The sequence below is a fragment of the uncultured Brevundimonas sp. genome (assembly GCF_963975535.1).
In the GTDB taxonomy this organism is placed as follows: domain Bacteria; phylum Pseudomonadota; class Alphaproteobacteria; order Caulobacterales; family Caulobacteraceae; genus Brevundimonas.
In genome coordinates, this window is sequence record NZ_CAXBHE010000004.1 from 1 (window position 1) to 24,367 (window position 24,367).

Consider the following 24,367-nt stretch of genomic DNA (forward strand, 5'->3'; position numbering starts at 1 on the left):
CCCCTCCACCGCTTCGCGGTCCCCCTCCCCATCGCTACGCGACAGGGAGGAGACGTCAGGTTCCGATCAACGCCAGCCACTCGTCCTCGGTCAGGACGGTGACACCGTGCTTCACGGCGTCGGCCATCTTTGATCCCGCGCCCGGACCGGCGACCAGATAGTCGGTCTTCTTCGACACCGAGCCCGAGACCCTGGCCCCGAGGCTTTCCGCCCGGGCCTTGGCCTCGTCGCGGGTGAACCGTTCCAGCGCCCCGGTGAAGACCACGGTCTTGCCGGCGACGGGGGTGTCCGACTTTGGCTTCTCCGCGTCCTCGATCCGGTCCAGCTCGGTCACCAGGGCGTCGACCATGGCGCGGTTGTGGGTCTCGCGGAAGAACAGGGCCAGGGCCCGGGCGGCGACGGGGCCGACACCGGAAAGGCCGGCGATCAGACCGAGCGCCGGGGAGGGGCCTTCGTTCCGCGCAATGCTCGCCAGTCGGGCCAGTCCGGTCCAGTCGTCAGCCAGGGCCGCCAGGGCGCGCCGGGCCGGGCTGGTCAGGCCGGGGAAGGCGTGGCTGATCTTCATGTCTATCGGGGCGTCGGGCCAGGGATCGGTGGCCCGCGGCGGAGCCTCGGCCAGAACGGTCAGCACCCGCGCCGAGACACCGGGCGTGTCGGCCAGGGCCACCCAGTCGTCGCCGGGCAGGCCGGTCGAGGCGGCGACGCAGGCGGTCTCGAAGGCGGTCCAGCTCCCGAACGCCCGGGCCAGTACCAGCGAGGTCTGTTCGCCGATGTCGCGTATCCCCAGACCATAGATGAACCGGTCAAGGCTGATGGTCCGACGCGCGGTGATTCCGGCCACCAGATTGGCGACACTGGTCTCGCCATAGCCGTCCTCGGTGCGCAGGATGTCCAGCTTCTCTGCGTCGCGGGCAAGGCGGAAGATGTCGGCCGGCTCCCGGATCCAACCGCGTTCAACGAAGCTGATGATCTGCTTTTCACCCAAACCTTCAATGTCGAAGGCGCGGCGACTGACAAAATGCTTCAGGTGTTCGATGCGCTGGAACGGGCAGGCCAGTTCCCCGGTGCAGCGCCGCACCACGCTCTCCTCGCCGGAGGCATTGGTCTCCTTGACCAGCGCCGTCTTCAGCGGACAGACACAGGTCAGTGGAAACACATAGGCGGGTCCCCGGTCCGGGCGGTCGGCATCGACGACGCCGACGATCTGGGGGATCACGTCCCCGGCGCGTTGCAGGGTCACGGTGTCGCCGATGCGCACATCCTTGCGGGCGATCTCGTCGGCATTGTGCAGGGTGGCGTTGCGCACGACCACGCCGCCGACGGTGACCGGATGCAAGCGGGCCACCGGGGTGTGGGAGCCGGTGCGGCCGACCTGGATGTCGATACCTTCCAGCACCGTGGTCGCCTGCTCGGCCGGGAATTTGTGGGCGATGGCCCAGCGCGGGCTGCGGGCGACGAAGCCGAGCCGCGCCTGCCAGTCCAGCCGGTCGACCTTGTAGACCACGCCGTCGATGTCATAGCCCAGCCGCGCCCGGTCACGTTCCAGCCCGCGATAGACGTCCATCAGGCCGGCCACGTCCTCGACCTGACGCGAGCGATCGTTGACGACGAAGCCCCAGGCTGCCAGCCGTGTCATCGCCTCGTGCTGGGTCTCGGCGAACGGGGCCGAGGTCTCGCCCCAGGCATAGGCAAAGAAGCGCAACGGCCGCTGCGCCGTGATCGCCGGGTCCTTCTGGCGCAGCGAACCGGCGGCGAAATTGCGCGGATTGGCATAGGTGCGGCGACCGGCGGCCTCGGCCTCGGCATTGAAGGCGGCAAAGGCGTCGCCGGGGGCATAGACCTCGCCCCGGACCTCGACGACATCCGGCCAGCCCGTGCCCTTCAGGCGCTGAGGGATGTCCTTCAGGGTGCGCAGGTTGGCGGTCACGTCCTCGCCGGTCCGGCCGTCGCCTCGGGTGGCCCCGACCACCAGCACCCCGTGTTCATAGCGCAGGCTGGCCGACAGACCGTCGATCTTGGGCTCGGCGACGAAGGCCACCGGCTCGGCAGCGGGCAGTTTCAGGAAGCGGCGGATGCGGGCGACGAAATCGGTGACCTCGCCCTCGTCGAAGGCATTGTCCAGCGACAGCATGGGCACGCCGTGGCGCACCTCGGCGAACTGGGTCGAGACCGGGGCCCCGACCGTCTGCGACGGCGTGCCGGTTCCGCTCAGGGACGGGAACCAGGCCTCGATCGCCAGGGCCCGGCGCTTCAGGGCGTCATAGTCGGCGTCGCTGATCTGCGGCGCGTCCTCGGTGAAATACAGGGCGTCGTGGCCGGCGATCTCGGTCGCCAGCCGGTCCAGTTCAGCGCGGGCCTGATCTTCGGTCAGCTGGTCGACGGGGGGCAGGGCCATGGGAATCGCGCGGGGTCCGGAAAGGGGTCGTTCTAGCACCCTGACGCCGCGGCGCGAGACTGCGGACACACCGACGGCCGCGATTACCGTCATGACAGGAAGTTAATCTGACGCGGAGCCCCGGGCTCGCTAGCGTGCCGGCCGATCCTCAGGAGCCGCCATGCGTCTGTCCCGCCTTTCCCGCCCCCTGCTGCCGCTCGCCGTGGCCCTGTCGCTGTCCGGCTGTTCGCTTCTGGGCGGGACCGGGGAGGGCGCGGCGGCTCCGGTGGCCGCACCCGGCCTTGGCGACGCCCAACTGCTGGAGGACGTCCGCATCCTCTCCGCCGACGACATGGAGGGGCGCGATACTGGCGCGCCGGGCGGCGAGCGGGCCCGGGCCTATATCGTCGCGCGTCTGGACGCGCTGGGCGTGGCCGCGCCGGGCATGGGGCGGCTGCAGCCGTTCGAGGCCCGGGGCCGCACCCGCGAGGCGGTCAAGGTCTTCAACGGCACCAATATCATCGGCCTGGTTCCCGGCACCCGGGTCGGCGGCCGTTATATCGTGGTCACCGCCCATTACGACCACGTCGGGGTCAACGACGGTCAGGTCTTCAACGGGGCCGATGACAATGCCTCGGGCGTCGCCACCATGCTGGCCCTGGCGGCCGAGCTGAAGCGCCGCCCCCCGGAACACAGCGTGCTGTTCGTGGCTCTCGACGGCGAGGAACGCGGCCTGCTGGGCGCGACCCATTTCGTCGAGGTGCCGCCGGTGCCGCTGGAGTCGATCAGTCTGAACCTGAATTTCGACATGACCGCCCGGGCCGAGACCGACGGCAAGCTGTGGGTCACGGGGACGTATCAGAATCCGACCCTGCGGCCGATTCTCGAGCCAATTCCCGCCGACGGCGCAGTGGCTTTGGCCTTCGGCAAGGACACGCCGCAGGACACCGGCGAGGACAACTGGGTCGAGGCCTCGGACCATGCGGCCTTCCACCGCGCCCGCGTCCCGTTCCTGTATCTGGGTGTCAACTACCACCCCGACTATCACCGCCCCAGCGATGACTTCGAGCGCATTACACCGTCGGTCTTCGTCAGTGCGACGGCCTTGTCGATCGCCGCCTTCCGCGCCCTGGATCGCGGCCTGGATCAGTAGTTGTCCTGTTGCACACGTGAAGATTCCGGTTCATCGGAAAGGCCGCGTTGCGGGGATGTGTTGATGATGGTGACCAAGGGTCTGGACCTGCGCACGGTCCAGTTGATCCGCAAGGCAGCACTGCTGGCCGGGATCATCGGCCTGCTGGGGCTGGCGGCCGTAACCGGCACCCTCGGCGGGGAGACCCCGCTGCATGAGGGGCTGGAGGCGTTCGGCCTGCTGCTGATCGCGATCTGTATCGTCGGCCGGGCCTGGTGCTCCCTCTATATCGGCGGGCGCAAAAAGGCCGAGATCGTCGATCGCGGCCCCTATTCTATCAGCCGCAACCCACTTTATGTGTTCAGCTTCATCGGGGCCTTCGGCATGGGGGCCCAGTCCGGCAGCGTCACCATGGCCGTGTTGTTCCTGGCGGTCACCGTCGGGGTCTTCTATCTGACGGTGAAGCGCGAGGAGGCGTGGCTGGCCGGTGAGTTCGGCGCGGTTTACGAGGCCTATATGAAGCGTACCCCGCGCTTCTGGCCCAATTTCTCGCGTTGGGAGGACCAGGATACGCTGGAGGTCCGACCGACCTTTTTTCTGACCACCCTGCGCGATGGCATGGTCATGCTGCTGGCCGTGCCCCTGTTTGAATGGATTGAGACCAGCCAGCACGCCGGCTGGCTGGCGACCCTGATCCATCTGCCCTGAGCCCCGGCATGCGTGGGATCCGGTCCTTCACGGTCATCTGGGTACTGCTGCTGACGGCGGTCGCGGCCTGCGACGGGTCGATCGAGAGATCGGGCAAGCCGGCGACCGGTCCGGCCTTCAGCCACAACATCAGCGCTGACCAGTCCGGCTACTACCGGCCCCTGACACCGGTCCGCAGCGGCGACTGGACCCTGAGCCATCTGTTTATGGGACAGGCCGCCGACTTCACCGCCTGGGAACAGGCCGAGCGGACGGCCGGACTCGCGCCGGTCATGCTGGAGTTCGAGACGGCGACCGGTGCCCGGACCCGGGTCTTGCCGTCGCGCTATACGGTCACCGGCACCCTGGTGCGATTTGCGGGGCGGACGGCGGACCTGGGCGAGGTCGCCTTTGAGGGCCGTCTGGACGCCGACGCCCTGGCCACGGCCCGCCGCAATCTTGGCGATGAGGGCGCGGTCGTGTCCGGCACCCTGAAGGTCGGTGGCCGGTCGATCAGCGGAGTCCGGCTCCGCTGGTGGGCGGGGGACTGAGTCCCCCGCCGTCTTCAGATCAGCTGACCGTCGCCTTGACGATCTTGCCCGGCGCGCGGGGCGGCTCACCCTTGGGCAGGGCGTCGACATGATCCATGCCGTCGGTGACCTCGCCCCAGACGGTGTACTGGCCGTCGAGGAAGGAGGCGTCGTCCAGGCAGATGAAGAACTGGCTGTTGGCGCTGTTCGGATCCGAGGTGCGGGCCATCGAGCAGACGCCGCGGGCATGCTTCTCTTTCGAGAACTCGGCCTTCAGGTTCGGCTTGCTCGACCCCGAGGTGCCGGTGCCGGTCGGATCGCCGCCCTGTGCCATGAAGCCCGGGATCACGCGGTGGAAGACCACGCCATCATAGAAGCCTTCCTGGGCCAGTTCGGAAATGCGCGCGACATGGCCGGGGGCCAGGTCGGGGCGCAGCTTGATGACCACGTCACCGGTGTCGAGAGTCAGGGTCAGGGTTTGATCGGCCATCGGCACGCTCCATTTGATTATGCGCGGGACATAGCCCGCAACGGTCGTGGGGGCTATGTGGGAACGATGAGTGAAGACGAAAAGCCCGCCGACAAGCCGCCCGAGCGCCGCCGCATGGTCAAATTGCCCACGGGCGGGACCGCAGCCGGTCGCAGCATGGGCGCAAAAATGAAGACGGCCGACGACAAGTCGATGTCGAGTCAGCAGTGGATCAAGCGTCAGCTGTCGGACAAATGGTCGGTGCGGGCCCGGGCCGAAGGCTATCGCAGTCGCGCGGCCTTCAAGCTGATCGGGATCGACGACCGCTTCAAATTGATCCGCAAGGGCAGCCGGGTCATCGACCTGGGCGCGGCCCCCGGCGGCTGGGTCCAGGTGGCCCTGGCGCGCGGCGCGGCCAGCGTGGTCGGCGTCGACCTGCTGATGATCGAACCGATCCCCGGTGCCATCCTGCTGCAGGCCGACTTCACCCATCCGGGCGTGGATCAGGAGATGCTCGAATTGCTGGGCGGGGCTCCGGACCTGGTGCTGTCGGACATGGCCCACAACACCGTCGGCCATCGTCAGACCGATCACCTGAAGATTATCGCCCTGATCGAGATCGCCGCCGATTTCGCCATTCGTACCCTGAAGCCGGGCGGGCATTTCGTGACCAAGAATTTCCAGGGCGGCGACGGCGGCGGGGTTCTGGCCCGGCTGCGCGAGGAGTTCGAGACCGTCAAATACGTCAAGCCCGAAGCCAGCCGCAAGGACAGTGCCGAGGTCTTCCTGGTGGCGATGAACAAACGCTAGGGCCGCTTCGGGGCAACGTGCCGATTGCACGACTGAACCGGTCGGGTAATGTCCGTCCTCCCCAGGTTAAGGACCGTTTCCCATGCGTCTTCGTTCCATCTCGCTCGTTGCCCTTCTGACCGCGATTGCACCGGCCGCGCCGGTTCTGGCGCAGACCTCTGCCGCGCCCCGGGCCGCGACGTCGCCCTTGGCCACGGAGCTGCGCGCCGCGCCGGTCGCCGAGCTGGTGTCGGAGGTTAACATCCCCTGGAAACGATTCACGCTGGACAACGGCCTGACGGTGATCGTGCACGAGGACCGCAAGACCCCGGTGGTGGCGGTTTCGGTCTGGTACAATGTCGGTTCCAAGGACGAGCCGGCCGGCTCGACCGGCTTCGCCCACCTGTTCGAACACCTGATGTTCGGCGGGTCGGAGAATGCGACCGGCAGCTATCTGGGCCGGATGCGCAATCTGGGGCCGAGCAATCTGAACGGCACGACCTGGTTCGATCGCACCAACTATTTCCAGACCGTCCCGACCCCGGCCCTGGAACAGGCGCTGTTCCTGGAAAGCGATCGCATGGGCTATCTGCTCGGCGAGGTCGGCCAGGATGTGCTCGATCTGCAGCGGGGTGTGGTCCAGAACGAGAAGCGCCAGGGCGACAATGAGCCGTACGGCCTGTTCGAATATGCCCAGCTGGAGGCCCTGTTCCCGGAGGGTCACCCCTATCGCCACTCGACCATCGGTTCGATGGCCGATCTGGACGCCGCCAGCCTGGAGACGGTGCGCAACTGGTTCCGCGAGAACTATGGCCCGAACAATGCCATCGTCGTCCTGTCGGGCGACATCGACGAAGCGGCGGCCCGTCCGCTGATGGAGCGCTATTTCGGGGCCATTCCGCGGGGGCCGGTGAACACTCCGGCCGATGCCGATGTCCCGACCCTGGCCGCGCCGATCATCGAGACCATGTATGACCGGGTCGCCACCACCCGCCTGACCCGCAGCTGGGCCGTGCCCGGTCTGCTGAGCGACGATGCGGTGCCGCTGTCGGTCGCCGCCTCGGTGCTGGGCGGCCTGGCCTCTTCGCGCCTCGACAACCAGCTGGTGCGCGGCGAGCAGACCGCCGTTCAGGTGTCGTCGTATTTGTCGGACTTCCATCGCGTCGGCATTTTCGACATCTCGGTCAATGTGAAGCCGGGACAGGATGCCGCCGAGGTGGGCGCCCGACTGGACGCCATCGTCGCCGACTTCATCGCCAGCGGGCCAACCGAGGAGGAGGTCGCCCGCGTCGCCACCCAGTATGTGTCGCGTCGCATCCAGAGCCTGGAACAGGTCAACGGCAAGGCCAACGTCCTGGCCGAGGGCCAGCTGTATGCCGGCGATCCGGACCACTACAAGACGGAGCTCGCCGCCTACGCCGCGGTCACCCCGGCCCAGGTTACCGCCGCCATGCAGCGCTGGTTGACCCGTCCGGTGTTCAGCCTGACCATCGCTCCGGGCGAGCGGGAGGCCTATGAAGAGGCGGCACCCACGAGGGCCGAGCCGGTCCCGGCCGCCGAGATCCAGCGCGTCGCGCGTGACCCGATGCCGGCGATCGGCGAGGTCCAGGACCTGCAGTTCCCCGCCGTCGAACGCGCGACCCTGTCGAACGGCATGCAGGTGGTCTACGCCCACGTCGGCACGGTGCCGGCGTCCCGCGTGGCGGTGGAGTTCAACGCCGGCTATGCGGCTGACCGAGCCGATCGCCTGGGCGCGCACAGCCTGATGCTGGACCTGATGGACGAGGGCACGACGACCCGCGACGCCAACACACTGGCCGAGGAGCAGGAGCGCCTCGGTGCCTCGATCCAGGTCGGTGCCTCCATGGACCGGACCTCGGCCAGCCTGTCGGTCGTGACCGCCAACCTGGCCCCGTCGCTGACCCTGATGGCGGACGTGCTGCGGAACCCGGCCTTCGCGCCTTCGGAAATCGAGCGCCTTCGGGCCCAGCGCCTGGCGGCCCTGTCCAGCGAGGCGACCCAGCCGGGTGCGATCGCCGCCCGCGCCCTGCCGCCGCTGTTGTACGGCACGGACAGCCCCTATGGCCGGTCCTTCACCGGCACCGGCGACGCGGCCACAGTGACGGCCCTGACCCGCGCCGATCTGGTCCAGGAATACGACGCCTGGGTCCGTCCGGACAATGCGACGATCTTCGTCGTGTCCAACCTGCCCCTGTCGCAGGTGGCACCGCAGCTGGAAGCCGCCTTCGGCGACTGGCGGGCACCCGCCGCGCCCAAAGGCATCAAGGCGTTCAGCGACTCCGTACCGGCCCCGGCCAACCGGATCGTCCTGATCGACCGTCCGCAGTCGCCGCAGTCGCTGATCTATGGCGGCGCGGTTTTGCCGCTGTCAGGTACCGATGACCTGCTGACGCTGAACGCGGCCAATTCGATCCTGGGCTCGGACTTCCTGTCGCGGATCAACGCCGATCTGCGCGAGACCAAGGGCTGGTCCTACGGTGTGCGGGGCAATGTCACCGCGCTGGAGCACCGCGTGCCCTATATCGTCAACGCTCCCGTACAGGCCAACCGCACCGGTGAGTCGGTGGCGGCCCTGATCGCCCAGTACGACCGGTTCCTGGAGGTCGACGGGGTCTCGGCGCAGGAGCTGGAGCGGACCGTCAACGGCAACACCCGTTCGCTGGCCGGCGGTTACGAGACCTCGGCCCAGATCCTCGGCGCCCTGCGGTCCAATGCCCTGTACGGCCGTCCGGACGACTATCAGGAGACGATCGCCAGCCGCACCCGCGCGCTGACGGCCGCCCAGATGGACGAGGCCGCCCGCCAGGTCATCCATCCGGACCAGTTCGTCTGGGTCGTGGTCGGTGACGCGTCGGTCGTCCGCCCGCAGCTGGAGGCCCTGGGTCTGCCGCTGGAGGTGCGTTCGGCCCAGTAGGGGCGAATCCTGAGGGGGGATTGTTCAGTGCTGACCCAGGCCGGCCGGCGATGACGCCGGCCTGGTGTCGGCACGCCCGGACGTCTTCCCCTCGATCCGGGTCCAGACACGGTCGTGCAGGGTGAAGAACACGGTCTGGACCAGCGGCTCGATCGTGCCGATGGCCAGGGCGATGCGCCAGTCGCGGGTCAGGGCGAAGGCGACGCTGACGGCGACGACGAAATGCATCAGCCCATAGGTCACCGTCTTGGCCGCGACCTGTTTCAGCGACCCGGGCAGGGCGTGGCTGTGGCCCGGGTGGCCGTGGGCGCGCATCTGTTCCCGCGGGGCCATCACGTCCAGCCGGGCGGTGAAGGCTTCGGACGCCTCCTCCAGCCGTGACAGGCGTTGCCGTCGCTCGATCCGGTGCCAGACCCGGTCATGAATCGAATAGGCGAGGGTCTGGAACACCGGCTCCACCATTCCGACCGCCAGCGCCAGCCGCCAGTCACGGGTGATGGCGAAGGCCACCAGGATGGCGACCCCCAGATGCATCACACCATAGCTCGCGATCTTCAGTGCGAGTCGGCGGGCGGCGGTGATTAGTATGCGAACCATTCTCAACTGGATGTGGGGTCGCGGCCGCACAGCGCAAGCCTTTTGACCCTGACTTAACGATAGATCGCATGGGCCCTTGCGGTTCCGGGGGCATGACCGCTATACGCGGCCCGCAAAACGGAGACTCCTCATGGAGATACGCGAAGGGCTTACCTTCGACGATGTTTTGCTTGAACCCGGCCCGTCGGAGGTCATGCCTGCAGAGGCAGATGTCTCCACCCGCCTGACTCGCAACATCAGTCTGAACATCCCGCTGACCTCGTCGGCGATGGACACGGTGACCGAGAGCCGGCTGGCCATTGCCATGGCCCAGGCCGGGGGTCTGGGCGTGCTGCACCGGAACATGACGGTCGAGGAACAGGCCGAGCAGGTCCGCGTGGTCAAACGCTACGAGAGCGGCATGGTCATCAACCCGGTGACCATCACCCCGCAGACGACGCTGGGCGAGGTCCGCGAGATCGTGGCCCGCCGGAAGATTTCCGGCTTCCCCGTGGTCGATCCCGAGAGCGGCCGGCTGGTCGGCATCCTGACCCACCGGGATACCCGGTTTGATACCGATCCGAACCGCAAGGCCGTCGAGATGATGACGACCGGCGATCTGATCACCGTGCGCGAGGGCGCAGGCCGCGACGAGGCCCTGGCCCTGCTGCGGGATCGCAAGATCGAGCGGGTCATCGTCGTCGATGACGACTATCGCGCCACCGGCCTGATCACGATGAAGGACATCGAGAAGTCGCAGGCCTTTCCCCACGCCGCCAAGGACGATCAGGGCCGGCTGCTGGTCGGGGCCGCCTCGACCGTCGGCGACGCCGGCTATGAGCGGGCCATGGCCCTGGCCGAGGCCGGGGTCGACGTGGTGGTCATCGACACCGCTCACGGCCATTCGATCCAGGTCTCCCGCGTGGTCGAACGGATCAAGCGCGAATCCAACCGCATCCAGATCATCGCCGGCAATGTCGCCACCTATGACGCCGCCCGCGCCCTGATCGACGCCGGGGCCGACGCGGTGAAGGTCGGCATCGGTCCGGGCAGCATCTGCACCACCCGCATCGTCGCGGGTGTGGGTGTGCCGCAGCTGACCGCCATCATGGAGGCCGTCCGCGCCGCCCGGGACTCGGGGGCCCCCGTCATCGCCGACGGCGGCATCAAATATTCCGGCGATCTGGCCAAGGCCATCGCCGCCGGGGCCAGCGTGGCCATGATGGGCTCGATGTTCGCCGGCACCGACGAAAGTCCCGGCGAGACCTTCCTGTACCAGGGCCGGTCCTACAAATCCTACCGCGGCATGGGCTCGGTCGGGGCCATGGGGGCCGGCTCGGCCGACCGCTATTTCCAGAAGGACGTGGCCGACTCCCAGAAGCTGGTGCCCGAGGGCATCGAGGGCCAGACCCCGTACAAGGGGCCTATCGGACCGGTGCTGCACCAGATGGTCGGGGGGCTGCGTGCCGCCATGGGCTATGTCGGGGCGGGGACCATCGCCGACTTCCAGGCGCGAGCGAAATTCATCCGCATCACCGGGGCGGGCCTGCGTGAAAGCCACGTTCACGACGTGATGATCACCCGCGAAGCGCCGAACTACCGGCAGGGATAGGAGCACGACCATGCAGATGACGCCCGAGTTCATGACCCTGGCCGGGGTGCTGATCCTGGCCCTGGTGCAGATCCTGCTGGCCGCCACGGCGCGCACGGCCGAACTGGGCCTGAAATGGAACGCCGGAGCCCGTGACGGCGAGACTGCCCCTCCGGGCAAGCTGGCCGGGCGACTGCTCCGGGCCCAGGCCAATCTGTTCGAAACCCTGCCGATCTTCATCGCCGCCATCCTTATGGCGCAGATGACGGCCAGGGACGGGACCGGCCTGACCCTGATCGGCAGCCACCTCTACCTGTTCGGCCGTCTGCTCTATCTGCCGCTCTACGCCCTCGGCGTCGCCTACATCCGCAGCCTGGCCTGGGGCGTGTCCCTCGTCGGTCTGGTGATGGTCATCGCCGCCCTTTTTGTTTGAAAGCCTGATTTGACCCCCGCCGCACGCCTCACCGCCGCCGCCTCCGTTCTCGACAGCATTGCCCAGGGCCGTTCGCCGGCCGAGGTCGTGCTCAAGGCCTGGGGCCAGGCCAACCGTTATGCCGGGTCGGGCGACCGCCGGGCCGTGGCCGAGCGGGTCTATGACGTGTTGCGCAGTCGGGCGCGGCTGGTCTGGACCATGGGCGGACGCGAGGACGGCCGGGCGCTGGTGATCGGGGCCCTGTCGGTGCTCGATGGCCTGACCCTGGAGGAGATCGAGGCCCTGCACAGCGGTGACGGCTACGGCCCGCGCCCGCTGTCGAAACAGGAACGCGCGCGTCTGGCGGCAGCGCCCGGCGACATGCCCGAGGGTGTCGCCGCCGGGGTGCCGGAGTTCGTGGTCGAGGAATTCAAGACCACCTATGGCGACCGCTGGTTCGAAGAGGCCCACGCCCTGATGGAGCGGGCCCCCGTCGATCTGCGGGTCAACGGGGCCAGGACCACGGTCGAAGCGGTAATGACCGAGCTGCGCGACGCCGGCCTGCAGCCGACCCGCACGCCCTGGTCGGCCTGGGGCCTGCGCCTGACGGCGGACCCGGCCCCCAATATTCCGGCGCTGGAGGTGTTCCAGTCCGGTCGCGTCGAGATCCAGGACGAGGGCTCGCAGCTGGTGTGCTGGCTGGCCGGGGCCTCGGCCGGCAGGACGGTGGTCGACTATTGTGCCGGCGGCGGCGGCAAGACGGTCGGCCTGGCCCAGGCCATGGCCGGACAGGGGACCCTGATCGGCTGCGATGTGGTGCAGAAGCGGCTCGACAATATCCGACCGCGTCTGGCCCGCGCCGGGGTCGAGGCCGACCTGCGTCTGCTCGGCCAGAACGGCGGCGGGGTCGAGGATTTGAACGGCAAGGCCGATCTGGTCTTCGTCGACGCCCCCTGCAGCGGCACCGGGGCCTGGCGGCGCCGGCCCGAGGACGCCTGGCGGATGAAGGTCGAGGAGGTCGAGCGCATGAACGGCCTGCAGACCCGCATCCTGGCCCAGGCCGCCCGGCTGGTACGGCCCGGCGGCCGTCTGGCCTATGTCACCTGTTCGATGCTGCGCGGCGAGAACGAGGCCACGATGGACGGGTTCGAGGAGGATTTCCCCGGCTTCCGTCCGGTGCCGATCGCCCGTCTGCTCGATGCGCCCGGCCTGACCCCGGCGGCCCGCACCCGCCTGGCTGAACTGGCCGACGGCGGCACCCGCCTGCGCCTGTCGCCGGCCTCGACCGGCACCGACGGCTTCTTCTTCGCCCTGTTCGAGCGGTCGGCTTGAGCCGGCCGATCCAGCCCCACGTGCCTTTCCAGACGGAGCCCGCATGACCCCGCAAGACCACCAGAAGGTTCTGATCGTCGACTTTGGCAGCCAGGTGACCCAGCTCATCGCCCGGCGCCTGCGCGAGGCCAACGTCTATTGCGAGATCCATCCCTACGCCAAGGCGGAGGCGGCGCTTGCGGCCATGCAACCGGCGGCGATCATCCTCTCAGGCGGACCCGAGAGCGTCCACGAAGAGGGCAGCCCCCGCGCGCCCCAGGGCGTGTTCGAGGCCGGGGTCCCGGTGCTGGGCATCTGCTACGGCGAGATGACCATGTGCGAACAGCTGGGCGGCAAGGTCGAGGGCGGCCATCACCGCGAGTTCGGCCGGGCCGAGATCACCGTGCAGACCGGGTCGCCCCTGCTGGCCGGTCTGGCCCCCGTCGGCGCGGAGGAGACCGTCTGGATGAGCCACGGCGACAAGATCGTCGCCATTCCCGAGGGCTTCCATGCCGTCGCCACCTCGACCGGTTCGCCCTTTGCGATCATCGCCGACGAGGCCCGCCGCTTCTACGGCGTCCAGTTCCACCCCGAGGTGATGCACACGCCGCGCGGCGCAGCGATGCTGAAGAATTTCACCCATGGCATCGCCGGCCTGACCGGCGACTGGACCATGGCCGCCTATCGCGACGAGAAGATCGCCCAGATCCGCGAACAGGTCGGGGATGCCAAAGTCGTCTGCGGCCTGTCCGGCGGAGTCGATTCCTCGGTGGCGGCGGTGTTGATCCACGAGGCCATCGGCGACCAGCTGACCTGTGTGTTCGTGGATACGGGACTGCTGCGCAAGGACGAGGCGACCCAGGTCACCACCCTGTTCCGGGAACACTACAATATCCCGCTGGTCCACGTTGACGCGTCGAAGGAATTCCTTGGCGAACTGGCCGGCGTCTCGGACCCCGAGACCAAGCGCAAGATCATCGGCCGGGTCTTTATCGAGATCTTCGACCGCGAGGCCGGCAAGATCGACGGAGCCGAATTCCTCGCCCAGGGTACCCTCTATCCCGACGTGATCGAGAGCGTGTCGTCGTCCAGCGGCAAGGCCCATGTCATCAAGAGCCACCACAATGTCGGCGGCCTGCCCGACTTCATGAAGCTGAAGCTGGTCGAGCCGCTGCGTGAACTGTTCAAGGACGAAGTCCGCGCCCTGGGCCGCGAACTGGGCCTGACCGATGCCTTCGTCGGCCGCCATCCGTTTCCGGGACCCGGCCTGGCCATCCGCATTCCCGGCGAGATCACGCCCGACGCCGTCGCCACCCTGCAGCAGGCCGACGCCATCTATCTGGACGAAATTCGCAAGGCCGGCCTGTACGACAGCATCTGGCAGGCCTTCGCCGTGCTGCTGCCGGTCAAGACCGTCGGCGTCATGGGCGACGCCCGCACCTATGAGAAGGTGCTGGCCCTGCGCGCTGTCAGTTCGACCGACGGCATGACCGCCGACTTCTACGAATTCCCCTGGGCCGTACTGGGCAAATGCGCGACGCGGATCGTCAACGAGGTGCGCGGCGTCAATCGCGTCGTCTATGACGTGACCAGCAAGCCGCCCGGCACCATCGAGTGGGAATAGGGGGGAGGGGGCCACGCGGCCCCGCGCCTTCGCCGCCCCTTCAGGACATGGCCATGACCGACCCGATCGACAGTGAGTCCCCGCCCGCCGCCGGCCCCCCAGACGCCGTCCCGGGCGAAACCCCGGTTCAGCGGGCGCTGCGCATGAAGCAGGCGGTGATCGACGCCCGGCCCAAGGCTCCGCGCGGTGGCCGTTTCCAGCGCGAGCAGTCGGCCAGCATCGCCTCCGGCAAGTCCAAGCCCTGGATGCAGCGGTAGGGGCGGATCCCGGTCCCGGACCGCGCCGTTCTGCACGATGCGAGCCTTGACCTGCATCAACGCCCGGAGCTGATCCTGCGTGCATGAAGGATCAGCAGAGGAGGCTGGGTGATGTCGGACGTGCTGGTGACCTGTTTCTCGCGAACCGGTTCGACCGAGCTGGCCGCCCGCGCCCTGGCGGAGAGCCTGGGGGCCGATCTCGACCTCATCCAGTCGCCGGACTCCTATACGGGCCCGGGCGGGCTTGTCCGCGGTCTCTGGCAGACCCTGACCCGCCGCGGACCTCCGGTGGAAACGGCCCGTGATCCGGCCGACTATGCACTCGTCCTCGTCGGCACCCCTGTCTGGGCCGGACAGCCGACGCCGCCTGTGCGCAGCTATCTGGCGCGATACGGTCGCAGGATCAGGGCCCTGGCCCCCTTCTGCGTGTCGGCGAGCGGGCAGGCCTATCCCGGCGTGTTCCAGGCGATGGAACGCCTGGCCGGTCTTCCCCCGCGCGCGACATTGAGCCTGGCAGAAAACGACGTCCGCAGTGGCGCGTCCGCGGACCGGATTCGCCAGTTCGCCATCAGCCTGCGGCGCGGCCGTGACGGAGTCGCGTGACGGTCGGTAGTCGATCCACCGGCCCGTGGCCTGCCCGGCGACCGGCGCGGCCGCTTGAACTGCGGGTGCCCGCGATGGCATGACCACGGGCATGACCCCGACCCTCTACGGTATCCCCAACTGCGACACGATGAAGAAGGCCCGTGTCTGGCTGGACCAGCATGACATCGCCTACGTCTTTCATGACTACAAAAAGGTTGGCGTCGACCGCGCGTCGCTGACGCTCTGGGTGGCCGAGCACGGCTGGCAGACAGTGTTGAACCGTGCCGGAACGACGTTTCGCAAGCTGCCCGAGGCGGAGCGCGCCGATCTGGACGACGCCCGGGCGATCGCCCTGATGCTGGCCCAACCGGCGATGATCAAACGGCCGGTCCTGGACCTCGGCGACAGGCGTATCGTCGGCTTCAAGCCCGAAATCTACGCGGCCGCGTTCGCCTGACCCTCAGCCGGCCCGGCGCAGCCAGGCGATCACCGCCGCCCGGTCGGCCGCGGTGCCGCCCTGATAGGGCATGGTGGTGCCGGGCATGGCGGCCTCGGGGTCGGCGAGATAGCGATCCAGGGTCGCCGCGTTCCAGACTGTCCCGCGCCGGCCGGCCGCGCGCAGGGCGTCCGAATAGGGGAAGCCGCTGACCGCGCCCACGCGCCGCCCGAACACGCCCCTCAGGTTCGGGCCCGGATCGTCATGGACGTCCGCCCGCAGCGAGTGGCAGGCCGCGCAGCGTTGAAAGGCACGCGCCCCGGGATCGGCCGCGGCCTGCGCCACGGGCGCAGCCGCGGGTGCGGATGGCGATGCGGGTGAGAGCGAGGCGGTCAGCACCGCCATCAGGAGCCAGACCGTCGGCATATCCTAGCCGCCGTGCCGGATGACCACGAGCCGGTCCGTGCCGGATTCCGCGCCCCACACCTCGCCGGGTCGACCCAGCATCTGGCGCACTTCGGCGCGGGGCCGGTCGCTGGGGAAGCTCTGGAAGATCTCGGTCTCCGGGTCGAAGCGAACGATGGCATTGGCCGACCACTCGGTCAGCCAGACCTTGTCGGTCTCGTCGACATAGACCGAATAGGTCCGGGGCGATTCCCCTGGCAGTTTCCACGTCTGCCAGCTGCTGTCGCGCGGGTCGTGGACGCTGACGTTGCCGCTGTTCCACTCGCTGACCCAGATGCGACCCTGACTGTCGGACCAGACCCGGCGCGCGCCCTGGTTCGGGGTCGGCGGCTCGACGATGGTCGCCTCGCCGGTGTCGAGATCCACCCGGGCGATATGGTTACCGGCCAGGGAGGCATACCAGACGTCGCCCGAGGGGGTGGTGGCGATGCCGTAGGGCCCGCGACCGCGCGGCGCGGCCCAGACCTGCAGGTCGTCGGTGGCCGGGTCGAGTCGGCCGTAGTAGCCGGTCTGGCCGGTGAACCAGATGCGGCCGCGGTGGTCGAAGGTGGCCGTGTTCATATTGATCGGGCCGGTGTCGGCGGGCAGGGGCCAGACCCTGACCGCATGCGTGTGCCGATCCACCCGGACGATGGCGTTCTGGCCGCCGTCCGTGATCCAGGCGTGACCGTCGGGACCGACGATGACGCCGTGCGGGGCCGAGCCCTCGCCCAGCGGCACGATGGTCGTCTCGCCCGTCACGGGATTGAGGATGCCGTGGCCGCCGCCACGCTGGACGGTCCACCAGACCTCCTTGCCGTCAGCGGTGACGGCGACGTCATGCGCGCGCCCGCCCGGGGGCACGTCATAGTACTGCACCTGTTGGGCGCAGGCCGGCACGGCCATCGCGACCAGCGCGGTTGCCGACAGGGTCATCCAGAAGCGGTTCATTTTGGAAACCTCCCGTTGTCGAAGGTCTCCACCATATCCGCGACCGCCGAGGCCGCAATGGCCGGCGTGTCTTCAGCCTTCGACATCGACCCGGGGCCGGTCGTGCCCGTCGGCGCGTTCGGTGATCCACTCGCCCGAGGCGTCGGCGTATTCAATCATCGCCGTCTGATCCGGCACCCGCTGCTCGCGTGCGGCGGCCACGGCCGCAGCCCGCGCCCGGTCATGGCTGGTGAAGGTCTCGGAGAAGCTGTCGCCCAGCTTGTAGGCCCAGCCGCCGTCATGTTGAACGATACGATAGGTGACGTGGGTCATGGGAGGCTCCGGTTACGCTGGGGATTCAAGCGGTGGCCGCAGTTTTTGTTCCGGCAGTGCATCCAGTGGCACCATTGGCGGCGACTATGCTGTGAACGCACGGCGATCGCCGCCACGCGCATGGAGGAGATGACGATGGAAGACCTGTTCCGGTCCTACTGGTGGCTGCTGTTCCCGCTGGCCTGGTTTGTCAGTGCAGGCTTTTCCGGCCTGATGAGCTACCGGCGGCACAGGGATACGCTGAACCTGATCAAGGCCTATGTCGACAAGGGCCAGGAACCGCCGCCCGCCCTGCTGACGCTGCTCGAACGGAGCGCGGCACCTGAAGACATCTTCGCCGACGGTGGCATGGCCCCGGTGGGCCAGGCCCGCAGTGGCGCGACCAACTACTGGTCGCTGTTCGGCCTTTTCACGATGCTGGCCGCCGGCTTCCTCGGGGCCGGCTACTATCTGAACCTCGACGGCGGGTCGGGGGCCTTCACCATCGTCGGCTTCACCATGGCGGCCGTGGCCTTCTGGGCCCTGATCAATGCCGTGTTCCGCAGCCGGAACCGGGATCGCTGACGGTCCCGTCCGAAGCACACGGGCGCGCCGGCCTTGGCCCTGATCCTGAGTGACGCCGATTTGGTGACCGCCGCGGTCGCCGGGTCGGATGCCGCCTATGCCCGGCTGGTCGCCCGGCACCAGGCGGCGGTGCGCGGTTTCCTGCGCCGCATGCTGGGCGGGACCGGCCTCGCAGCCGCCGCCGAGGCGGACGACCTGGCCCAGGAGACCTTCGTCACCGGCTGGCGCTCGCTGCGCGCGTTGAAGGACCCGTCCGGGGTCCGGGCCTGGCTGTGCGGCATCGCCCGGCGCAAGGCGCGCGATCGGCAACGCAGCCTGCGGCGCGCCGCCACGCGGGATGGGAGCTGGCTGGAAGCAGCCTCGGTGCCGCAGGGCGTCCAGCCCGAGGACCGGCTGGCCCTGACCGCGGCGATGGCGGCCTTGCCGGAAGATGTTCGGGCCTGTGTGGCCCTGTGTCTGGCCGAGGGCTGGTCGCACGGCGAGGCGGCGCTGGCGCTCGACTTGCCCCTTGGCACGGTCAAGTCGCATATTGCGCGGGGACGGGCCCGTTTGCTCGCCGCGCTCGGAGGACCGGATGACACCTGAGCAGAAAATGACGGCTCTGTTTGCCGCCGAGACGGTGCCGGCCCGGGATTACGCCTTCCAGGCCGAGGTCGTCGCCCGGATTGCGCGACACCGGGCCTGGGCCTCGGTCCTGTCGCTGGTGCCGTGGCTGATCGCCGTGACGGCCGGTCTGTGGGGTCTGCAGCCGGTGATTGGTGCGGCGGCGGACCAGGTGGGGCCGGTGCTGGTGCCGGTGGCCATGACCCTGACCCTGGTCGGCGGGTCGCTTATGGCGGCCCTGTGGCTGACGCGACGGCTCGGCCGGGCCTGACGGCGACCTTACGAAAGTTTCACCTCGCCGCCTGCATCCATACGGCCCCGCTGTTGCCTCTTGTCAGCATGAGGCCGAAGCAAATGGCTCGGTCGATAAAATGAGGGATACATTATGGACGGATTTGAAATCCTGATTCCGCTGGCACCATTCCTGATGGTTGCGGCAATCGTGATCATTCCGCGTTGGTACCGGACCAACGAACGCCGCGAAATGCAGAAGACGCTGCGGGCGGCCATCGACAAGGGCCAGACCCTGCCACCCGAACTGGTCGACGCCCTGAGCAAGGACAGTGTCCGGCCCCCGGCCACGGCCGCCCGCGACCTGCGTCTGGGCGTCATCCTGCTGGCCGTCGGTGCCGGTATCGCCCTGATGGGCTACGGAATCAGCTTCGAGGAAATGGACGCCCTGTACCCGTTCGTCGGTATCGCCGCGATCCCGGCCATGATCGGTCTGGCCTTCGTCATCCTGAGTGTCTTCAACAAGAACAAGGGCTGAGCGCAGGCTGAGGGGGGAATCGCATGGCCCAGGCCCTGATCGACAGACACGATGTCGAGCTCGCCGCCCTCGCGGCGGCGGGCGGGCGGCGCGAGTTCGGTGAACTGGTGCGCCGTCACGGCTCGGCGGTCCGGGCCCTGCTGCTCCGGATGGGGGCCCAGCCGGCCCTCGCCGACGACATCGCCCAGGACGCCTTCATCCAGGCCTTCGAACGTTGCGGCGAATTCCGGGGGGAGGGGACCTTCTCCGCCTGGGTCCGGCGCATCGCGGCCCGGCTCTACATCAAGCGCCGCGCCAAGGAGGCTCGCTATGTCGCCGAAGTGGAGGTCGATGACGCCGCGCCGGATACCGATCAGGCCGGGCGGGTTGATCTCGACGAGGCCCTGAAGACGCTCAGCGAACCCGAGCGGTTGTGCGTCTCCCTCTGTCACGGTGCCGGGCTTTCGCACCCCGAAATCGCGACTGCCCTAAATCTGCCGCTCGGTACGGTGAAGTCTCATGTCAAACGTGGTCTGGATAGACTCCGCGCGCGGCTCCAGCCGCAGCCGGAAGCCTTGGGGAGATCGACACATGTCCGCTGACGAATTCGATCCTTTCGTCGAGCGCCTGTTCAACCAGGCCCCCGTCATGGCCGACGCCGCCCTGTTCGCCCAGCGGGTCGAGGCGCGACTGCAGAGCGGGACCCGGGTGCGAACCGTGGCGCTGACGCTGGCCGGACTGGTCGGCGGGGTCGTGGCGGTGCGCGAGACCATGTCGGTCAATCTGAACCTGTCGGCGAACGAGGGGCCGGTGGCCAGCCGGGCGCTGGAGCAGGGCCTCCAGTCCGCCGGCGGCGGAGTCCAGTCACTGTTCCAGGCGGGAATTGACCAGATGGGTCTGGGAGGTTTCGCCCTGGGCGGGATGGGCGGCATCGAGCTGTTCTGGGTCACCACCGCCCTGCTGGTCGCCGCGGCGGCCGCCGGGGTGATGAAACTGTCCGAGGAAATCTAGCACCGTCACCGGTTTGGCGGGCGGTACGGGACCGGCGATGGCGGTGATCGGCAACGATCCCGCCGTTTTCCTGCCGAAGTCGGGCCCTACTCATCCAAAAAGCCGGTCTCGCCGCATCCGCTGCGTTGCGGGCGTCGAGCCGACCCTCTAGGGTCGCGGACGGTTTGCGAATAGCGGTTTTGGGGCGACGTTTCAGTGGTTGATGTCTTCGAACAGGTCGAGGAGGAGCTTCGCTCCGATCGATACAAGCGGCTGGCCCGTACCTGGCTGCCCGTCGTCGGTGCCGTTCTGGCGATCGCGCTGGTCGCGGCCCTGTCCTGGTGGGGCTGGCAGAGCTGGCAGACGTCCCAGGCTGACAAGGCCTCGGCCGCCTATGACCGGGGTATGGAAGCCCTCGAGGCGTCCAATCCGGTCGGTGCCGACGTCGCCTTCACCGAGGCTGCCAAGGTGGGCACCCGCGCCTACAAGGCCCTGGCCCTGATGCAGCGGGCCGGCATCGCCGTCAGCGGCGGCAAGACCCCCGAGGCCATCGCCCTGTTCGACGAGGCCGCCAAGGTCGCCAACGATCCGATTATCGCCGATCCCGCCGCGCTGAAGGCCGTCTGGCTGGTCATGGACACCGACGCCTCTCTCGAGGCGGTCGAAAAGCGCCTTGAGCCTTTGACGGCCGAGGGCCGCCCGCTGCGTCCGTTTGCCCAGGAGGCGCTGGGCATGGCCCGGCTGCAGCATGGCAAACTGCCCGAGGCGCGTGAGGTCTTCGTCCTGCTTCAACGCGGTCTCGATGTTCCGGACCCGATCAAGCAGCGGGCCCAGATCGCCATTTCCGCCATTGATTCCGGTACCGCCGCCAGCCTGCCGCCCGTCGTCGCGGCCCAGGCGCTCATTCCAGCTGCGCCCGCCGCTTCGGCGGGGGCTCCCGCCGCGGCACCGGCCCAGCCGTGATCCGGCCTTTCAGGAAGACGTCCATGAACAGAATGCTGAAAGTCGCCCTCTTGAGCGGACTGGCGATCACGGTCGCCTCCTGCAGCAGCGTGCGCCAGTCATTGCCGTTCGGCCTGGGGGGCAAGGAAGCCCCGTTGTCGACCGCCACGTCGGGCACCCGCATCTCGGTGCTGGAGTTCGAACAACAGCTGTCGCCGGCGGCATCACTGGCCGGCCGTGACTTCTTCCTGCCGGGCCCGCAGGCGGTCACGGCCTGGACCCAGCCGGGCGGCACCTCGGAAAACCTCGTTGAGCATGCGATCGCGGGGGTGAATTTCACCATTGCCTGGAAGCGTGACATCGGGGCCGGTTCGTCCAAGACCCGCGAAATCATGGCCCCCGCCGTGGCCGACAATAACCGCGTCTTCGTCCTCGATGGCGAGTCGACCGTAACCGCCGTGGATTCCTCCACCGGGGCGGTCGCCTGGCGCGCCAATGTGCGTCCGGCCGGTCGCGAGCGTGACGGTTTCGGGGGCGGCGTGGCCGTCGGCGGCGGCAAGGTGTTCGTGGCCTCGGGCTATCGCACCATGACCGCCCTGAACCAGGCCACCGGCGCGGTGCTCTGGACCTCGTCGGTCGAGGTGCCGATTCACGGGGCCCCGACGGTGTCGGGCACGCGGGTCTATGTGGTTGACGTCGAAAACCAGCTTTACGCCTTCAATGTCGAGACCGGCCTGCAGGACTGGTCCTACCGCGGCATTCCGGAACCGGCCCGCACCATGCGCGCCGCCAGTCCGGCCGTGACCGGCGATACGGTGATCGCCCCCTTCTCCTCGGGTGAAGTCGTCGCCGTGCGGGCCTCCACCGGCCAATCGGTGTGGCAGCAGGTGCTGTCACGCACCAGCCGTACCAGCGCCCTGTCCGAAATCCGCGACATCGCCGCTCGCCCGGTGATCAGCCGCGGCATGGTCTATGCGATCAGCCATTCCGGTGTGCTGGCGGCGATGGACATCCGTTCGGGTGCGCCGAAATGGACCCTGCCGATCGGTGGCGTCGCCGCGCCGCTGCCGGTGGGCGAGGTGGTCTATGTGGTGTCCAAGGAAGGCGAGCTGACCGTGGTCAATCGCGACTCCGGTCTGGTCTACTGGACCCGCGACCTCAACGAGGGCCGGGTGCGTCAGGAAGGCGGCCTGTTCGGCCTCTTTGACCGCACGGTGCGCCCCAGCTGGTCGGGACCGATCCTGGCGTCGAACCGGCTGGTGCTGGCCAACTCCGATGGTGAGGTCGTGGCCCTCAACCCGAAGACCGGCGAGCAGCTGGCCAGTCTCAAGGTCGGGGCCCCGGTCTATGTCGCGCCCTCCGCCTACAACGGGGCCCTCTACGTCGTGACCGAAGCCGGTCAACTCGTCAGCATTCGCTGACGTCTGCAGTCAATCTGGGTTAGAACGCCGACATGGCATTAAAAGTCGCCATTGTTGGCCGCCCCAATGTGGGCAAATCGACCCTGTTCAACAGGCTTGTCGGCAAGCGCCTGGCGCTGGTCGACGATCGCCCCGGTGTGACCCGAGACCGCCGCTATGCAGATGGCAATATCGGCGATTTCGATCTGACCCTGATCGATACGGCCGGCTATGAGGACATCACCGACGACAGTCTGGAATCGCGTATGCGCGAACAGACCGAGGCGGCGCTGGAAGACGGCGACCTGATCCTGTTCATGATGGATGCCCGCGAGGGCGTGACGGCGCTGGACCGGATCTTCGCCGACCGACTGCGCAAACAGCACAAGCCCGTCATCCTGCTGGCCAACAAGTCCGAGAGCCGCGAGAGCGGCGGCGGGATCGGCGAGGCCTATGGCCTGGGCTTCGGCGAGCCTGTGCCGATCTCGGCCGAACACGGCGAGGGCATGGCTGACCTCTATGCCGCCATCGTCGGGGCCAGCGCCGATATATGGGTCGAGGAGGTCGACGAACCCGACAAGCCGATCCGCATCGCCATCATCGGCCGGCCCAACGCCGGCAAGTCGACCCTGGTCAACCGCCTGATCGGCGAGGACCGGCTGTTGACGGGCCCCGAGGCCGGGATCACCCGCGACTCCATCTCGGTCGACTGGCAGTACGAGGGCCAGAACATCCGTCTGGTCGACACCGCCGGCATGCGCCGCAAGGCCCGGGTCAACGAGAAGCTGGAGAAGCTGTCGGTCGCTGACACGATCCGCGCCATCACCTATGCCGAGGTCGTGGTCCTGGTGATGGACAAGGACGACGCCTTCGATACCCAGGACCTGCAGCTGGCCGACCTGGTCGAGCGCGAGGGGCGGGCCCTGGTCTATGTCGCCGCCAAATGGGACCTCGAGGACGAGCCCCAGGCCAAACTCGCCAAGCTCAGCCAGATGGCCGAGGACAAGCTGCCCCAGCTGCGCGGGTCGCCGTTCGTGGCCCTGTCATCGCATTCGGGCCGAGGGGTTGAGCGGCTGATGCCGGCGATCCTGAAGGCGCACGCGACCTGGTCGGTCAAGGTCAAGACCAAGGACCTCAACACCTGGCTGGCCCTGGCCACCCAGAGGCATCCGCCCCCCGCCGTCGATGGCAAGCGGATCAAGCCGAAATACATGGCCCAGATCAAGGCGCGCCCGCCGACCTTCGTGCTGATGGCCAGCCGCGCCGCCTCGATGCCGGAACAGTACAAACGCTATCTGGTCAACAGCCTGCGCGAGAGCTTCGACCTGCCCGGCACCCCGATCCGCCTCAACGTCAAGGCGGGGTCCGAGAACCCCTACGGCGAGGGTGGCTCCAAGTCTGGTCCGGAACGCTTCACCGGTCCGGCCAAGACCGCGCCGCGCCGCATCAAGAAGTCCGAGGCCGCCGCCGACGCCCTGTCCAACCTGCCCGGCAAGGCGCTGGAGCAGAAGAAGACCCGCACGGCCAAGCCCCGCCCCCTGACCGGGTTGAAGTCCAGCTCGAACAAGAAGGCCGGCTCCAGCGTCGCCATCCAGAAGGGCGCCCGCGGCGGGGCCCGTCAGGTCTCGCGCTCGGGCCGCGTCCGCACCGGCCAGAAGCACGCGCCCAAGAAATAGGGTGACGACGTTGCTGACGGCGTTTCGAA

27 protein-coding genes are annotated in these 24,367 nt (G+C 68.3%); 21 read left to right on the forward strand and 6 right to left on the reverse strand.

What is annotated here, in order from left to right:
* Positions 1-55: 55 nt before the first annotated feature.
* A complete protein-coding gene (ligA, locus tag AACZ75_RS06165) occupies positions 56-2,395 on the reverse strand; it encodes an NAD-dependent DNA ligase LigA (RefSeq protein WP_339871882.1) in 2,340 nt (779 codons plus the stop codon).
* A gap of 160 nt (positions 2,396-2,555) precedes the next feature.
* On the opposite strand from ligA, the gene AACZ75_RS06170 reads away from it, so the two are divergent.
* From AACZ75_RS06170 to AACZ75_RS06180, 3 genes are all read left to right on the forward strand, one after another.
* Positions 2,556-3,527: a M28 family peptidase gene (locus tag AACZ75_RS06170; protein WP_339871883.1), complete on the forward strand. Its 972-nt coding sequence runs from the start codon at positions 2,556-2,558 to the stop codon at positions 3,525-3,527.
* A 63-nt stretch (positions 3,528-3,590) separates the two neighbouring features.
* Complete coding sequence (locus AACZ75_RS06175) at positions 3,591-4,214, forward strand: isoprenylcysteine carboxylmethyltransferase family protein (RefSeq protein WP_339871884.1); 624 nt, start codon at positions 3,591-3,593, stop codon at positions 4,212-4,214.
* Positions 4,215-4,222: 8 nt separating this feature from the next.
* On the forward strand, positions 4,223-4,744 hold the full coding sequence (locus tag AACZ75_RS06180) for a hypothetical protein (RefSeq protein ID WP_339871885.1): 522 nt from the start codon (positions 4,223-4,225) through the stop codon (positions 4,742-4,744).
* A gap of 19 nt (positions 4,745-4,763) precedes the next feature.
* On the opposite strand, the gene AACZ75_RS06185 is transcribed toward AACZ75_RS06180, so the two are convergent.
* Complete coding sequence (locus AACZ75_RS06185; RefSeq protein ID WP_339871886.1) at positions 4,764-5,213, reverse strand: peptidylprolyl isomerase; 450 nt, start codon at positions 5,211-5,213, stop codon at positions 4,764-4,766.
* A gap of 66 nt (positions 5,214-5,279) precedes the next feature.
* Here AACZ75_RS06185 and AACZ75_RS06190 point away from each other — a divergent pair, with 66 nt between their 5' ends.
* Complete coding sequence (locus AACZ75_RS06190) at positions 5,280-6,002, forward strand: RlmE family RNA methyltransferase (RefSeq protein ID WP_339871887.1); 723 nt, start codon at positions 5,280-5,282, stop codon at positions 6,000-6,002.
* 82 nt (positions 6,003-6,084) lie between these two features.
* Positions 6,085-8,916, forward strand: coding sequence for a pitrilysin family protein (locus AACZ75_RS06195; protein ID WP_339871888.1), 2,832 nt, complete (start codon positions 6,085-6,087; stop codon positions 8,914-8,916).
* 24 nt (positions 8,917-8,940) lie between these two features.
* Here the strand turns inward: AACZ75_RS06195 and AACZ75_RS06200 are convergent, their stop codons facing one another.
* Entirely contained in the window at positions 8,941-9,513 is a 573-nt protein-coding gene (locus AACZ75_RS06200) for a DUF2061 domain-containing protein (protein WP_339871889.1), read from the reverse strand.
* Between the two features lie 130 nt (positions 9,514-9,643).
* Between AACZ75_RS06200 and guaB the strand changes: the two genes are divergently transcribed.
* The 7 genes from guaB to AACZ75_RS06235 all read left to right on the forward strand — a co-directional run bounded on the left by guaB (position 9,644) and on the right by AACZ75_RS06235 (position 15,729).
* Positions 9,644-11,104 (forward strand): IMP dehydrogenase, encoded by a 1,461-nt coding sequence (guaB, locus tag AACZ75_RS06205; protein ID WP_339871891.1) that lies wholly within the window; start codon positions 9,644-9,646, stop codon positions 11,102-11,104.
* 10 nt (positions 11,105-11,114) lie between these two features.
* The gene (locus AACZ75_RS06210; protein WP_339871892.1) at positions 11,115-11,516 is read left to right on the forward strand and encodes an MAPEG family protein; all 402 of its coding nucleotides are present in this window, start codon (positions 11,115-11,117) and stop codon (positions 11,514-11,516) included.
* Between the two features lie 9 nt (positions 11,517-11,525).
* Positions 11,526-12,827: an RsmB/NOP family class I SAM-dependent RNA methyltransferase gene (locus tag AACZ75_RS06215; RefSeq protein ID WP_339871893.1), complete on the forward strand. Its 1,302-nt coding sequence runs from the start codon at positions 11,526-11,528 to the stop codon at positions 12,825-12,827.
* Between the two features lie 43 nt (positions 12,828-12,870).
* The gene (gene guaA / locus AACZ75_RS06220; RefSeq protein ID WP_339871894.1) at positions 12,871-14,430 is read left to right on the forward strand and encodes a glutamine-hydrolyzing GMP synthase; all 1,560 of its coding nucleotides are present in this window, start codon (positions 12,871-12,873) and stop codon (positions 14,428-14,430) included.
* Between the two features lie 53 nt (positions 14,431-14,483).
* Positions 14,484-14,687, forward strand: a complete 204-nt coding sequence (locus tag AACZ75_RS06225; protein ID WP_339871895.1) for a hypothetical protein — start codon at positions 14,484-14,486, stop codon at positions 14,685-14,687.
* Positions 14,688-14,798: 111 nt separating this feature from the next.
* Positions 14,799-15,290 (forward strand): hypothetical protein, encoded by a 492-nt coding sequence (locus AACZ75_RS06230; protein WP_339871896.1) that lies wholly within the window; start codon positions 14,799-14,801, stop codon positions 15,288-15,290.
* Between the two features lie 91 nt (positions 15,291-15,381).
* Positions 15,382-15,729, forward strand: a complete 348-nt coding sequence (locus tag AACZ75_RS06235) for an ArsC family reductase (RefSeq protein WP_339871898.1) — start codon at positions 15,382-15,384, stop codon at positions 15,727-15,729.
* 3 nt (positions 15,730-15,732) lie between these two features.
* On the opposite strand, the gene AACZ75_RS06240 is transcribed toward AACZ75_RS06235, so the two are convergent.
* The 3 genes from AACZ75_RS06240 to AACZ75_RS06250 all read right to left on the reverse strand — a co-directional run bounded on the left by AACZ75_RS06240 (position 15,733) and on the right by AACZ75_RS06250 (position 17,415).
* Positions 15,733-16,134, reverse strand: a complete 402-nt coding sequence (locus tag AACZ75_RS06240) for a c-type cytochrome (RefSeq protein WP_339871899.1) — start codon at positions 16,132-16,134, stop codon at positions 15,733-15,735.
* A gap of 3 nt (positions 16,135-16,137) precedes the next feature.
* Complete coding sequence (locus AACZ75_RS06245) at positions 16,138-17,103, reverse strand: lyase (protein ID WP_339871901.1); 966 nt, start codon at positions 17,101-17,103, stop codon at positions 16,138-16,140.
* A 72-nt stretch (positions 17,104-17,175) separates the two neighbouring features.
* Positions 17,176-17,415: a DUF2188 domain-containing protein gene (locus AACZ75_RS06250; protein WP_339871902.1), complete on the reverse strand. Its 240-nt coding sequence runs from the start codon at positions 17,413-17,415 to the stop codon at positions 17,176-17,178.
* 135 nt (positions 17,416-17,550) lie between these two features.
* Between AACZ75_RS06250 and AACZ75_RS06255 the strand changes: the two genes are divergently transcribed.
* From AACZ75_RS06255 to der, 9 genes are all read left to right on the forward strand, one after another.
* On the forward strand, positions 17,551-17,979 hold the full coding sequence (locus AACZ75_RS06255) for a hypothetical protein (RefSeq protein WP_339871903.1): 429 nt from the start codon (positions 17,551-17,553) through the stop codon (positions 17,977-17,979).
* Between the two features lie 33 nt (positions 17,980-18,012).
* A complete protein-coding gene (locus tag AACZ75_RS06260; RefSeq protein WP_339871904.1) occupies positions 18,013-18,564 on the forward strand; it encodes an RNA polymerase sigma factor in 552 nt (183 codons plus the stop codon).
* A gap of 7 nt (positions 18,565-18,571) precedes the next feature.
* Positions 18,572-18,853 (forward strand): hypothetical protein, encoded by a 282-nt coding sequence (locus AACZ75_RS06265; RefSeq protein ID WP_339871905.1) that lies wholly within the window; start codon positions 18,572-18,574, stop codon positions 18,851-18,853.
* Positions 18,854-18,967: 114 nt separating this feature from the next.
* Complete coding sequence (locus AACZ75_RS06270) at positions 18,968-19,351, forward strand: DUF6249 domain-containing protein (RefSeq protein ID WP_339871906.1); 384 nt, start codon at positions 18,968-18,970, stop codon at positions 19,349-19,351.
* 23 nt (positions 19,352-19,374) lie between these two features.
* On the forward strand, positions 19,375-19,932 hold the full coding sequence (locus AACZ75_RS06275) for a sigma-70 family RNA polymerase sigma factor (protein WP_339871907.1): 558 nt from the start codon (positions 19,375-19,377) through the stop codon (positions 19,930-19,932).
* Entirely contained in the window at positions 19,922-20,341 is a 420-nt protein-coding gene (locus AACZ75_RS06280) for a hypothetical protein (protein WP_339871909.1), read from the forward strand. The genes AACZ75_RS06275 and AACZ75_RS06280 overlap by 11 nt, the downstream gene beginning before the upstream one ends.
* Positions 20,342-20,536: 195 nt before the next feature.
* Positions 20,537-21,283 (forward strand): tetratricopeptide repeat protein, encoded by a 747-nt coding sequence (locus tag AACZ75_RS06285; RefSeq protein ID WP_339871910.1) that lies wholly within the window; start codon positions 20,537-20,539, stop codon positions 21,281-21,283.
* 23 nt (positions 21,284-21,306) lie between these two features.
* Complete coding sequence (locus AACZ75_RS06290) at positions 21,307-22,683, forward strand: PQQ-binding-like beta-propeller repeat protein (protein WP_339871911.1); 1,377 nt, start codon at positions 21,307-21,309, stop codon at positions 22,681-22,683.
* A 32-nt stretch (positions 22,684-22,715) separates the two neighbouring features.
* On the forward strand, positions 22,716-24,338 hold the full coding sequence (gene der, locus AACZ75_RS06295) for a ribosome biogenesis GTPase Der (RefSeq protein WP_339871912.1): 1,623 nt from the start codon (positions 22,716-22,718) through the stop codon (positions 24,336-24,338).
* The last annotated feature ends 29 nt before the right edge of the window (positions 24,339-24,367 follow it).